Source organism: Pseudomonas sp. 8_5_2 (assembly GCF_059295255.1).
This window is the reverse complement of sequence record NZ_CM181238.1, coordinates 2,746,263-2,759,086: the sequence shown is the minus strand read 5'-3', so window position 1 is coordinate 2,759,086 and position 12,824 is coordinate 2,746,263. Positions and strand designations below refer to the sequence as shown.

Genomic DNA, 12,824 nt, shown 5'->3' with positions numbered 1-12,824 from the left:
TTGGCCCATTTATTGTGTGAGACCTTTGAATACATCATTAGTCATACATTGAAAAAGGAGCTTGCCATGAAACGTTCGATCGCTGTGCTTGCAGTCGCCGCTGCCCTGGCCTCGTTCGGTGCCTTCGCCGACACGGGCAAAAACCAGCCGGTCAGCAGCAGTTACGAATACGGCATGCCGCTGGATGTGGCGAAGGTCATCTCCATCACCCCTGCCAGCAACGCCGCCGATTGCCAGGTTGGCACCGCTCACATGGTGTATGTCGACCATCAGGGCCAGAAGCGCGAAATCGACTACCGCGAGATGGGCAACTGCTCGCAGCAGTGAGTCAGCCCAGCACCTGGGTGATCCAGCCCACCTGCTGGTTGAAGTCGTCTATTTTCACCTGAGGTACCGCGTCGCGGGCACGCGCGAAGTTGGCCAGGGTCTGCTGCTTCTGTTTCAGCATGCGGCGCCACTTCACCACAAACGCCTCGCTTTTCGCCTGCATCAGCACCGGTCCGAAGTACAGTTGCTCAGCGGTATAGGCCGCGCTGCCCGGTTCGGCGACGATGATCTCGTAGTCAAAGCGGTTTTCTCGCAACAGCTCTTCGTTGACGATGCAAAAGCCGTTACCCATCAGCCACTGCCGCAGTTCGCGTTCGGCGCCATTGGGCTGCAGTACCAGGCGTTTTACCCCAGCCAGGCGCTGCTTGCCGGCTTCGAGGATCTCGCACATCGTGTCGCCACCCATGCCGCAGATGCTGATCACCGAGATCCTATCTTGCGCCTCGACGGCCGCCAGACCATCCGCCAGGCGCACGGTGATGCGGTCTTCAAGGTCATTCTTGCGCACGTTGCGCTGGGCCGAGGCGAACGGCGTCTGCGCCACCTCGCCGGCCACGCCCACCTCGATTACCCCACGCAGCATCAGGGCCACCGGCAGGTAACCATGGTCGGAGCCAATGTCGGCCAGGCGCGCGCCCTGTGGCACATGGGCGGCCACGCGCTCCAGGCGCCTGGACAAAGTCTGTTCGTTCACGTTAAACCCCTGCGTTGCAATGGGGCGCGATTCTGACGGCGAACAGCGCGCATTACAAACACCGGGGCGCCCTCGACCCGCCCGCCGGGCTCGCGTAGGCTTGCCGCTTTCCTTCCGTCGCAAGGCAAAACAGACCATGGCAACTGCAGACATCATCTACACCCCAGACCCGGACGCCGAATCCATTTCCTCCGACGTGGCCGAGTACAACGGCGTGCTGGTCACCACCCAGATCCCGACCCACCCCGATGGCAGCCTGGAACTGGGCGGTATCGTCGAGCAGAGCGAATGCACCCTGCAGGCGCTGAAAGTGGCCCTGGAAAAGGCCGGCAGCGGCATGGACCGGGTGCTGCACCTGACCATCTACCTGACCGACATGGCCGACCGCGCGGCGTTCAACGAGGTGTACCAGCGCTTCTTCGGCAAGCCGTGGCCAGTACGTGCTGCGGTGGGTGTGGCTTCGCTGGCATTCGAAGGCATGCGCGTCGAAGTGACCGCAATGGCCGCCAAGCGCTGATTTACCTGCCAGGGCCCTATCGCCGGCAAGCCAGCTCCCACAGGTACAGTGCAGCCTTCAAGGCATGCGCAGTACCTGTGGGAGCTGGCTGCCGGCGATAGTGCAGGTACAGCGCAGCCTTCAAGGCAGCGTCGTACCTGTGGGAGCTGGCTGCCGGCGATAGTGCAGGTACAGCGCAGCCTTCAAGGCAGCGTCGTACCTGTGGGAGCTGGCTTGCCGGCGATAGGGCCGGTACAAGCGATACACCTCCCAGCACCCCAATGATGCCGCCGGCCCGTTTCACCGCTACAATGCCCGCCTACCGTGACAGCCCGAAAATATAACGACATGTCCCTTCCAAAGAATCACCTGGAACTGCTCAGCCCTGCGCGCGACGTGGCCATTGCCCGTGAAGCGATCCTGCACGGCGCTGACGCCATCTACATCGGCGGCCCGAGCTTCGGCGCGCGCCATAACGCCTGCAACGAGGTCGGCGATATCGCCGAGCTGGTCGAGTTCGCCCGGCGCTACCACGCACGGGTGTTCACCACCATCAACACCATCCTCCACGACAACGAGCTGGAGCCCGCGCGCAAGCTGATTCACCAGCTGTACGACGCCGGCGTCGATGCCCTGATCGTGCAGGACCTGGGGGTGATGGAGCTGGACATCCCGCCGATCGAGCTGCACGCCAGCACCCAGACCGACATCCGCACCCTGGAGCGGGCCCGATTCCTCGACCAGGCCGGGTTCTCGCAGCTGGTACTGGCCCGCGAGCTGAACCTGCAGCAGATTCGCAGCATCGCCGCCGAAACCGATGCCGCCATCGAGTTCTTCATCCACGGTGCGCTGTGCGTTGCCTTCTCCGGCCAGTGCAACATCTCTCACGCGCAGACCGGCCGCAGTGCCAACCGTGGCGACTGCTCGCAGGCCTGCCGCCTGCCCTACACCCTGAAGGACGACCAGGGCCGCGTGGTGGCCTTCGAGAAACACCTGCTGTCGATGAAGGACAACAACCAGACCGCCAACCTGGCGGACCTGGTCGATGCCGGCGTGCGCTCGTTCAAGATCGAGGGCCGCTACAAGGACATGGGCTACGTGAAGAACATCACTGCCCACTACCGCAAAGAGCTCGACGCCATCCTCGAAGGCCGCCCGGAACTGGCCCGCGCCTCCAGCGGCCGCACCGAGCACTTCTTCCTGCCCGACCCGGACAAGACCTTCCACCGCGGCAGCACCGACTACTTCGTCAGCGACCGCAAGGTCGACATCGGCGCGTTCGACTCGCCAACCTTCACCGGCCTGCCGGTCGGCGTGGTGGAAAAAGTCGGCAAACGTGACATGCAGGTGGTCACCGAGGTGCCACTGACCAACGGCGACGGCCTGAATGTGCTGGTCAAGCGCGAAGTGGTGGGTTTCCGTGCCAACATCGCCGAACCACGCGGCGAGTTCGAGGAAGACGGCCACAAGCGTTACCGCTACCGTGTCGAACCCAACGAAATGCCCGAAGGCCTGCACAAGCTGCGCCCCAACCACCCGCTGTCTCGCAACCTCGACCACAACTGGCAACAGGCCCTGCAGCGCACCTCTTCCGAGCGCCGGGTGGGCGTCGAGTGGCACGCCGTTCTGCGCGAGCAGCGCCTGATGCTGACCCTCAGCAGTGAAGAAGGTATCAGCGTGCAGGTGGCCCTGGATGGCCCGTTCGGCCCGGCCAACAAGCCGCAGCAGGCGCTGGACCAGTTGCACGACCTGCTGGGCCAGCTGGGTACCACGATGTATCACGCCGACAGCATCCAGCTGGACGCGCCACAGGCCTATTTCGTACCCAACTCGCAGCTCAAGGCCCTGCGCCGCGAAGCCATCGAGGCACTGACCGCAGCACGCGTGCAGGCGCACCCGCGTGGCGCGCGCAAGGCCGAGACCACGCCGCCGCCGGTATACCCCGATTCACACCTGTCGTTCCTGGCCAACGTCTACAACCAGAAGGCGCGCGACTTCTACCACCGCCACGGCGTGCAGTTGATCGATGCGGCCTACGAGGCCCATGAAGAGCACGGCGAAGTGCCGGTGATGATCACCAAGCACTGCCTGCGCTTCTCGTTCAACCTGTGCCCCAAGCAGGCCAAGGGCGTGACCGGCGTGCGTACCAAGGTGGCACCGATGCAGCTGATTCAGGGTGACGAGGTGCTGACCCTGAAGTTCGACTGCAAACCGTGCGAAATGCATGTGGTGGGCAAGATGAAAAGCCACATCATCGACCTGCCGACCCCGGGCAGCGCCGTGGCCCAGGTGGTGGGGCACATCAGCCCGGAAGACCTGTTGAAGACCATTGTGCGCGGGCCGCATTGATCCGAGGACGACAACCTAGCGTATCTGGTGCTTGTGCAGCAGCCGATAGAACGTCGGCCGTGAAACCCCAAGCACCTTGGCCGCCACGCTGAGGTTGTCACTGTGCCGGTTGAGTACATCGCACAGGGCCTGACGCTCGGCCCGGTGCTTGTACTCCTCCAGGGTGCCCAGCGGCTGCTGCTCCAGGTCCAGCAGCTGCAACCCCAGGTCCTGCGCCTCGATCTGCCGGCCTTCGGCCAGCACCAGCCCGCGGCGCACGCGGTTGGCCAGCTCGCGCACATTGCCCGGCCAGTCGTGCCGGCCCATCGCCGCCAGGGCATGATCACTGAACGAGCGCGGCCGGCGCCCGGTTTCCAGGCTATAAAAGTGGGCAAAGTGGCTGGCCAGCATCGACAGGTCGCCATGCCGGTCGCGCAGCGGCGCGGTCACCACTTGCAGTACGTTCAGGCGGTAATACAGGTCTTCGCGAAAGCGCCCTTGCTCGATGGCCCGTTCCAGGTCCACGTGGGTCGCCGCCAGCACCCGCACATCCACCGGAATCGGCTGGCTGCCGCCCACCCGTTCGATGTGCTTCTCCTGGAGAAAACGCAGCAGGTTGGCCTGCAGCTCCAGCGGCAGGTCACCGATTTCGTCGAGAAACAGCGTGCCACCATGCGCCGCTTCGATACGCCCGGACTTGCGCTGGTGAGCGCCGGTGAACGCGCCCTTCTCATGGCCAAACAGTTCGGACTGGATCAGGTGCTCGGGAATCGCTCCGCAGTTGATAGCGATGAACGGCTGCTCGCTGCGTTGCGACTGGCGGTGCAGGGTGCGTGCCACCAGTTCTTTGCCGGTGCCGCTTTCACCGCGGATCAGCACCGGCGATTCGGTGGGCGCCAGTTTGCCCAGTAATTTGCGCAGCTCGCGGATCGGCCGGCTTTCACCGAGCAGTTCGTGGGTGGCTTCGTCGACCTTGACCGCCCCTTTGCCGCGCAGGCGCGCCATGCCGAACGCCCGGCCAAGGGTAACCTGCACGCGAGAGACGTCGAATGGCAAGGTATGGAAGTCGAAGAACCACTCGCAGACAAAATCGCCGAACGCCGGCATGCGCAATTGCTCGGCACTGAGCACCGCGATCCATTCGGTGTTGCTGCGCTTGATCATGTCCTTGACCGCGTCCGGGTGCCTCAGGTGCGCTGCCTGCAAACGCAACAGGCCCACATCGCAAGGATGATCCAGTGCGGCCCCGAGCACGCAACTGTCCACATCCCACCCAGCGTTGCGCAGGCCTGGCAGCAAGCGGTGGCAGTCGTCGCAGGGGTCGACGATGAGCAAACGGCGTTGAGCGGCGGGCTGCTGCATGATCGATCCTTGGCGCCATTTTTTGGTTTTTTGAAGTAAAACAGCAAGTTGTGGCGCCCAATTAACAGTAGCAACGAAGTTGACGCTGCCCAGTACCGTCTGTCTGCCGAATCATTTTTTTACAAACCCATACGGGAATTTTCGCACTTTATCGACATCACATGGCGGCGCAGGCAAGAACGGATTCCATCCTGACAAATTTTTTTACAACCAATGTGTGACTTGCCCCCGGACAACGAGCATCAGTACACATAACCCCGCGCTGCAACTCGCGAATCAAAGAGGCGACTTTGAAGCAACGCGGACTTACTTCGATGTTTGGGACCATAGAGAGACCGAACCATGAATGCCCCGCTCCGTGTCAACGAAGCACTGCTGATTGCCGACCATGCCTTCGAACCTTTCCAGTGCGTAGCCTGGGATGCACCCAACGGTACTGGTGAGTTGAGCCTGGCAGTGATCGACCGGACCAGCACTCGCATCGGCAGCAAGCAAGTGTCGTCGCGCATCTATTCCGACCCTGCCCAGTGGGCCAGCCTGATCGAGGAAGTGCGCGCCGAACTGTGCGAGAAAGGCTACAACCTGCAGCCCTGGTCGATGCCGAAATAATATCGCCCGCCCGGCCAAGTGCGTGCACCGCCACGCACTTGTGCAACTTCCCCACTGGCTGTTCTGGCAACTTTCCTTATTGCGACATGATGTCGCGCACATTTTTCAATTCACGACCTTGAACTGATGCAAGTGCTGGTATTCGGCCTGCAACTGCTCAGCCAGACGCTGTGCGCGCCCAACGCGAACCGGCGCCAACTCCATATCTACCAGCAAGGTGTCGCATGGCATCGGCTGCACGCCGTTGCAGTGCTGCAGGCGACCGTCGGTGAATATCAGGCAACGCACCACTTCTTCGGGGTGGGCTCGCCGCCGCGCCTGCAGCCAGTGGCGGGCCTGCTCCAACGCGTTCATCAGCGGTGTCCCGCCACCGGCGCCCAAGGCTTGAAGCCAGGGCTGCAGCGCAGCCGAGGCTTTCAGGCCGTGGCGCTGCCACTGCGGCGCATGACCGCTGGCGGTCAGCAAGGCAAGACGGGCGCGCTGGCGGTAGGCCTGGTCGAACAGTGCTGCCAGCAGCCCTTTGGTCTGTGCCAGCGCCTGGTGCCGGCGGGTGGAGGCCGAGGCGTCTACAATCACCAGCCACAACTCTGCGGGCCTGGCCTGGCGTTGTTGCCAGCACACGTCCTGGCGCAGCCGTGGCCGGCCCTTGAGCAAGGTCGCCAGCCAGGCTACCCGGCCAGCTGCAGCATTGCGCGCGCGGCCACGGCTCGCGCCGTACTGCTTGCCTGCGTCCGCTTTGGCATCCGCCCCTGTGGCAGGTGGCTGGGGGATGCTCAGGGCTTTTTTGCCCAGTTCGGCACCTCGCGACGGGCACCGCTGGCCACCGGCTGCGGCGGCAAGGCGCCCCAGTCGCCCTGCCCGCCCGGGTCACCTGAGTGGGTGGTACCCTGCTGGTCAGGTTGCGGCGGCGCCGACTGTGGGCTGGTCTGTGGCGCTGCGCGGCGGCGATGGCGCAGGGCGAACTCGGCCACGGCGTCGACATCCGCTTGGTCGATGGCCGCGGCACCGCGCCAGGCGCAGTGCGCCCGTGCTGCGCGCAGCCAGACCAGGTCGGCGCGCAGGCCATCGACGCCAGCGGCGTAGCAACGTTCGGTGATCCAGGCCAGCGCCTGATCATCCAGGGCGATACCGGCCAAGGCCTGGCGTGCCGCGTGGCAGCGCTCGCGCAGTTGTGCCTGGGCTGCGGCCCATTGCCCGCAGAAGGCCTGCGGATCACTGTCAAAAGCCAACCGACGACGAATGATCTGTTGCCGCGCCTCGGGCTCGGGTAAGCCCTCCAGCGCCACGTTCAGGCCAAAACGGTCGAGCAGCTGCGGGCGCAGCTCGCCCTCCTCCGGGTTCATGGTGCCGATCAGCACGAAGCGGGCGCTGTGCCGGTGCGAGATGCCGTCGCGCTCGATGCGGTTGGTGCCGCTGGCGGCCACGTCAAGCAACAGGTCGACCAAGGTGTCGGGCAGCAGGTTGACCTCATCGACATACAGCACGCCGCCGTCGGCATGGGCCAGCACGCCCGGCGAAAACTGCGCCTTGCCCTGCCCCAGCGCAGCATCCAGGTCGAGGGTGCCGACCAGGCGTTCCTCGCTGGCGCCCAGCGGCAACGTGACGAACGGGCCTTCGCCGAGCAGGTCGGCGAGGCCACGGGCCAGGGTGCTCTTGGCCATGCCGCGCGGCCCTTCGATCAGCACGCCGCCAATCTTGGGGTCGATGGCGGTCAGGCACAGCGCCAGCTTCAGGTCGTCCGCACCGACCACGGCGGCCAGCGGAAATTGTACGGGTTCACTCATTTCAAGCCTGTTCCTCGCCGTCGAGCAGTTGCTCCTCAAGGGCTTCGCGGTAATCGCCCGGCGCCTGCCACAGGCCACGCTGCTGGGCCTCCAGCAGGCGCTCGGTCAGGTCGCGCAGGGCCTCGGGGTTGTGCTCGCGCATGAAATCGCGGGTCGCCGGGTCGAGCACATAGGCATCGGCCAGCCCCTGGTAATGATGGTCGTCGATCAGGTGCGTGGTGGCGTCGAAGGCGAACAGGTTGTCGACCGTCGCGGCCATCTCGAAGGCACCTTTGTAGCCGTGGCGCTTGACCCCGTCGATCCATTTGGGGTTCAGCGCCCGGGCGCGGATCACCCGGTTCAGTTCCTCCTTGAGGGTGCGGATGCGTGGCCGGTCGGCCTGGCTGTGGTCGCCGTGATAACCGGCCACGGCGCTACCGGACAAGGTCTCCGACGCCGCCAGCATGCCGCCCTGGAACTGGTAGTAATCGTTGGAATCGAGCAAGTCATGCTCGTGGTTGTCCTGGTTCTGCAGCACCGCCTGTACCTTGGCCAGGCGCTGGGCGAACTGGGCGCGAGCCGGGGTGCCTTCGTCGCTGGCGCCGTAGGCATAGCCACCATGATTGAGGTAGACCTCCGCCAAATCATCGCGGCTGTGCCACAGCCGCCCGTCGATGGCGTTCTGCACCCCGGCGCCATAGGCACCGGGTTTGGCACCGAATACCCGCCAGCCGGCCTGGCGCGCAGCCTGCTCTGCGTCCACACCCTGCGCCTGCAAGGTCGCGCGCTCGCTGCGCACGCGCGCTGCCAAAGGGTTGAGGTCGTCGGGTTCGTCCAGAGCAGCCACTGCCTGCACCGCTGCATCGAACAGGCGGATAAGGTTGCCGAAGGCATCGCGGAAGAACCCGGACACGCGCAAGGTCACGTCTACCCGTGGGCGATCGAGCAGGCTCAGCGGCAGGATCTCGAAATCGTCGACGCGCTGGCTGCCGGTGGCCCATACCGGCCGCACGCCCATCAGCGCCATGGCCTGGGCAATGTCATCGCCGCCGGTGCGCATGGTCGCCGTGCCCCATACCGACAGGCCGAGCTGGCGCAGGTGATCACCGTGGTCCTGCAAGTGCCGTTCGAGGATCAGGTTGGCGGAGGCAAAACCCAGGCGCCAGGCGGTAGTGGTGGGCAGGTTGCGCACATCCACGGTATAGAAGTTGCGGCCGGTGGGCAGCACGTCCAGGCGGCCCCGGCTGGGCGCGCCGCTGGGGCCGGCGGGCACGAAGCGCCCGGCCAGCGCCGCCAGCAGGCCGTTCATTTCGGCAGCACCACAGGCATCCAGGCCGGGCGCCACCGCTTCGCGCAGGGCCTGCAGCACCTCGTGAACCGGCTGCCAGTCGCTCAAGTCAGGCAACTGTGCGGTGCCGCCCAGCACCTGCTCGATCACCTGCAGCGCCAACAGTTCGAGGCGCTCACGGGTGTCGCCACAGGTGCGCCAGGGTTCGCTGCTGATGGCTTGCAACTGCCCGGGCCGCACACCCTGCCATGGCTGGCCAAGGTCGCAATCGAGCGGGTCGAAGCCCGGCACCAGCGCCTTGGCCAAGGACCGCAGCAAGCTGGCATTGCCGCCGCGGCCGTCGCCACGCTCGACCCGCAACAGCGCCAGCAGGGTATCCAGGCGCAAGCGGCCTTGCGGCGACTGGCCGAACACATGCAGGCCATCGCGAATCTGCGATTCCTTCAGGTCGCACAGGTAGGTATCCAGGCGCGGCAGCCATACGGCGGCATCGTCCAGTTGCCCTTCCAGCTGCAACTCGCGGTCGATATGGGTGGCCTTGACCAGTTCGAGGATATCGCGCTGCAGCTCGCGGGCACGCCGTGGGTCGAGCAGCTGCGCTTCGTAGAACTCGTCGGCCAGCTGTTCCAGGTGGCGCAACGGGCCATAGGTTTCGGCGCGGGTCAGCGGCGGCATCAGGTGATCGATGATCACCGCCTGGGTGCGCCGCTTGGCCTGGGCACCCTCGCCCGGGTCGTTGACGATGAACGGGTAGATGTTCGGCAGCGGGCCGAGCAAGGCATCCGGCCAGCACTCAGCCGACAGCCCGACGCCCTTGCCGGGCAGCCATTCCAGGTTGCCGTGCTTGCCGACGTGGATCACTGCATCGGCGGCAAAGGCATGGCGCAGCCAGAAGTGAAACGCCAGGTAGCCGTGCGGTGGTACCAGATCGGGGTCGTGATAGACCGCGCTCGGATCTACCTGGTAGCCCCGGGCCGGCTGGATGCCGACGAAGGTCAGGCCATAGCGCAGGCCCGCCACCATCAGCCGGCCACTGCGGTACATCGGGTCCTGCTCGGGTGGCCCCCAGCGTTCCAGCACCGCCTGGCGATTGGCCTCGGGCAAGCGCGCGAACGCGGCCTGGTAGTCGCCCAGGCTCAGGCTCTGGGCGCAGGGGCGCTGGTCGAGGTGGTCGAGGTCGTTGGTCACGCCGCCGAGTAACTGGTGGATCAACTGCGTGCCGCTGCCCGGCAGCTCGGCCAGCGGGTAGCCTTCGGCCTGCAGCGCCCTGAGAATGTTCAGCGCGGCGGCCGGTGTGTCCAGGCCGACGCCATTGCCGATACGCCCATCACGGGTCGGGTAGTTGGCCAGCACCAGTGCCACCCGCTTTTGTCCATTGGGCAGGCGGGCCAGCTCGACCCAGCGACGCGCCAGCTCGGCGACAAAGTCCATGCGCTCGGGGTGAGCGCGGTAGCACACCACGTCAGACTGGCTGCGCTCGCTGCGCCAGGCCATGTCCTTGAAACTGACCGGCCGGGTGATGATGCGCCCGTCCAGCTCTGGCAGGGCGATGTGCATGGCCAGGTCGCGCGCGCCAAGGCCTTGCTCGCTGGCTTCCCAGCCGGGCTGGTTGTCCTGCGCGCAGATCGCCTGCAGCACCGGGATGTCACGACGGAACGGGCGCAGGTTGGGCTGTTCGGGGCTGGACAGGGCGAAGCCGGTGGTATTGACCAGTACTTCGGCACCCACCTCGTCCAGCCAGGCTTCGACCTGCTCCAGGCACGCGCTTTCCTTCAGGCTGGCCACCGCGATCGGCAACGGGTTCAGCCCGGCAGCCTGCAGGCGCTGGCAGAACTCGTCGATGAACGCGGTGTTGGCCGCCTGCAGGTGCGAGCGGTAGAACAGCAGCGGCGCCACCGGGTGCTCAGGGTGCCAGTGCGGGTACCAGTCCTTCAGCACGGCGCTGCCCTTGGCCGGGTGATACACCGCCGTGCGTGGCAAGGGTTGCGGTTCGTCCCAGGCATAGTCGCGGCCCAGCCACTGGCTGGCCAGGCACTGGAACAGGTTGATGGCGTTGGCCTTGCCGCCCTGGCGCAGGTAGTGCCAGAGGCGCTCGGCCTGCTGGCTGCTGACGGTGCCAAGGCGGGTCAGCTCCGGGTCGGGGCGGTCGTCGCCTGGCACCAGGATCAGCTGTACGCCACGCGCGGCCAGCTCGACCAGCTGCTCGACGCCATAGCGCCAGTAGCCGACGCCGCCGTGCAGCGACACCAGGATGACCTTGGCATGGCGCAGCACCTGATCGACATACAGGTCGACCGAGGCGTGGTTCTGCACCTGCATCGGGTTGGCCAGGCGCAGGCTGGGGAAGTCTTCGGGCAATTGCTCGGCGGTATCGGCGAGCAATGCCAGGTGCGAATCGCCGCTGCAGAGAATCACCAGCTCGGCGGGTGTCTGGCCGAGGTCGGCAATGCTGTCATCCGGTACGAAGCCACCGGGCTGGGTCCGCAGCAGGTGCATGGGGTCAGGCGCCCAGGGCTTTGCGCAGGCGTGCTTCCAGCTGGGCCGCATCCAGGTCCTGGCCGATCAGCACCAGGCGGGTGATGCGCGGCTCGTCGGCGCGCCAGGCGCGGTCGAAGTGCTTGTCGAAGCGAGTCCCCACGCCCTGCACCAGCAGGCGCATCGGCTTGCCCGGGATGGCCGCAAACCCTTTGGCGCGCAGCACGCCAAACTCCACCACCAGCTGGGTCAGGGCATCAAGCAGCAGGCTTTCGTCGGCTTCGGGCAGGTCGATGGAGATGGAGTCGAAGGCGTCGTGGTCATGATCGTCATGGTCGTCGCCATCGTGGTGCGAGTCGTGGTGGGTACGGCGGCCATCGATGTGCGCTTCGGACTCGGCACCCACGCCCAGCAGCACGTCAATTGGCAACTTGCCGCTGCTGGCCTCGATCACCTTGACCGCTGGCGGCAGTTCTTCGGCCACTTCGGCACGCACTTTGGCCAAGCCCTCGGCATCGATCAGGTCGGCCTTGTTCAGCACCACCAGGTCGGCGCTGGCCAGCTGGTCGGCGAACAGTTCGTGCAGCGGCGATTCGTGGTCCAGGTTAGGGTCGAGCTTGCGCTGGGCATCGACCTGGTCAGGGTAGGCGGCGAAGGTGCCGGCGGCTACCGCCGGGCTGTCGACCACGGTGATCACCGCGTCGACCGTGCAAGCGTTGCGGATTTCCGGCCACTGGAAGGCCTGTACCAGCGGCTTGGGCAGGGCCAGGCCACTGGTTTCGATGAGGATGTGGTCGAGGTCGCCACGGCGCGCCACCAGCTCGCGCATCACCGGGAAGAATTCTTCCTGCACGGTGCAGCACAGGCAGCCGTTGGCCAGCTCGTAGACGCGGCCGCTGGCTTCTTCCTCGGTGCAGCCGATGCTGCACTGCTTGAGGATTTCGCCGTCGATGCCCAGCTCGCCGAACTCGTTGACGATGACCGCGATACGGCGGCCCTGGGCGTTGTCGAGCATGTGCCGCAGCAAGGTGGTCTTGCCCGAACCGAGGAAGCCGGTAACGATGGTGACGGGGAGCTTGGCCAGTGTTTTCATGTCGCAGTGCCCTTGGCAGAATGGCGCGGGCATGCAGGACGACAGCCGCAGGCCAGGCCGGCCGGGCTTGTTCGCCACCGGATCACCCCGCCCGGTTGAAAGTCGAAAACGTTGCGAGGCAGGTCTCCTGGCTGGCACCGTTCCAGTTGCCGGCTGAAGCCAGGCTGGCGGGATGACGCCTTCCCGCGCGCTGGCGCAGTGGCTGTGTCGATCCGTTGTCGGTGCTTACAGTTGCGGGGGCAGCCGCGGCTTGTACCGCGTTCCCGTCTTAGCTTCGGCCTGGCCGAAGAACCTCGAACTGGCAAGGCTACGCAGTGGCTGGCGGGTGGTCAACCACAGGTTGCGCAACTGCGCTAGAGTAGCGTCTTTGCCCACGGTCAAGGACGCCC

10 protein-coding genes and 1 riboswitch are annotated in these 12,824 nt (G+C 65.5%); of the genes, 4 read left to right on the top strand and 6 right to left on the bottom strand.

The annotated features are described in order from the left end of the window. The first annotated feature begins 66 nt into the window (after nucleotides 1–66). Nucleotides 67–327, top strand: coding sequence for a DUF2790 domain-containing protein (locus tag AC5O5R_RS12680; RefSeq protein ID WP_172231204.1), 261 nt, complete (start codon nucleotides 67–69; stop codon nucleotides 325–327). Between the two features lies 1 nt (nucleotide 328). On the opposite strand, the gene AC5O5R_RS12675 is transcribed toward AC5O5R_RS12680, so the two are convergent. Then, nucleotides 329–1,021 (bottom strand): tRNA (adenine(22)-N(1))-methyltransferase, encoded by a 693-nt coding sequence (locus tag AC5O5R_RS12675; RefSeq protein WP_494515432.1) that lies wholly within the window; start codon nucleotides 1,019–1,021, stop codon nucleotides 329–331. A gap of 136 nt (nucleotides 1,022–1,157) precedes the next feature. Between AC5O5R_RS12675 and AC5O5R_RS12670 the strand changes: the two genes are divergently transcribed. Both AC5O5R_RS12670 and AC5O5R_RS12665 read left to right on the top strand, forming a co-directional pair. Then, nucleotides 1,158–1,538 (top strand): RidA family protein, encoded by a 381-nt coding sequence (locus AC5O5R_RS12670; protein ID WP_172231198.1) that lies wholly within the window; start codon nucleotides 1,158–1,160, stop codon nucleotides 1,536–1,538. A 327-nt stretch (nucleotides 1,539–1,865) separates the two neighbouring features. Then, nucleotides 1,866–3,866 (top strand): peptidase U32 family protein, encoded by a 2,001-nt coding sequence (locus tag AC5O5R_RS12665; protein WP_172231195.1) that lies wholly within the window; start codon nucleotides 1,866–1,868, stop codon nucleotides 3,864–3,866. A gap of 15 nt (nucleotides 3,867–3,881) precedes the next feature. Here AC5O5R_RS12665 and AC5O5R_RS12660 read toward each other — a convergent pair whose 3' ends face one another. Beyond that, the gene (locus AC5O5R_RS12660) at nucleotides 3,882–5,207 is read right to left on the bottom strand and encodes a sigma-54 dependent transcriptional regulator (protein WP_172287343.1); all 1,326 of its coding nucleotides are present in this window, start codon (nucleotides 5,205–5,207) and stop codon (nucleotides 3,882–3,884) included. Nucleotides 5,208–5,549: 342 nt separating this feature from the next. Here AC5O5R_RS12660 and AC5O5R_RS12655 point away from each other — a divergent pair, with 342 nt between their 5' ends. Next, complete coding sequence (locus AC5O5R_RS12655; protein WP_172232835.1) at nucleotides 5,550–5,816, top strand: hypothetical protein; 267 nt, start codon at nucleotides 5,550–5,552, stop codon at nucleotides 5,814–5,816. Between the two features lie 105 nt (nucleotides 5,817–5,921). Here the strand turns inward: AC5O5R_RS12655 and AC5O5R_RS12650 are convergent, their stop codons facing one another. From AC5O5R_RS12650 to cobW, 4 genes are all read right to left on the bottom strand, one after another. Further along, entirely contained in the window at nucleotides 5,922–6,479 is a 558-nt protein-coding gene (locus AC5O5R_RS12650; RefSeq protein WP_256678562.1) for a vWA domain-containing protein, read from the bottom strand. 110 nt (nucleotides 6,480–6,589) lie between these two features. Then, complete coding sequence (locus tag AC5O5R_RS12645; protein WP_494512636.1) at nucleotides 6,590–7,600, bottom strand: magnesium chelatase ATPase subunit I; 1,011 nt, start codon at nucleotides 7,598–7,600, stop codon at nucleotides 6,590–6,592. Between the two features lies 1 nt (nucleotide 7,601). Then, nucleotides 7,602–11,363, bottom strand: a complete 3,762-nt coding sequence (gene cobN / locus AC5O5R_RS12640) for a cobaltochelatase subunit CobN (protein WP_494515431.1) — start codon at nucleotides 11,361–11,363, stop codon at nucleotides 7,602–7,604. 4 nt (nucleotides 11,364–11,367) lie between these two features. Continuing rightward, nucleotides 11,368–12,435, bottom strand: coding sequence for a cobalamin biosynthesis protein CobW (cobW, locus tag AC5O5R_RS12635; RefSeq protein ID WP_172228055.1), 1,068 nt, complete (start codon nucleotides 12,433–12,435; stop codon nucleotides 11,368–11,370). A gap of 100 nt (nucleotides 12,436–12,535) precedes the next feature. Beyond that, a riboswitch (cobalamin riboswitch) is annotated at nucleotides 12,536–12,746 on the bottom strand. Nucleotides 12,747–12,824: the final 78 nt, after the last annotated feature.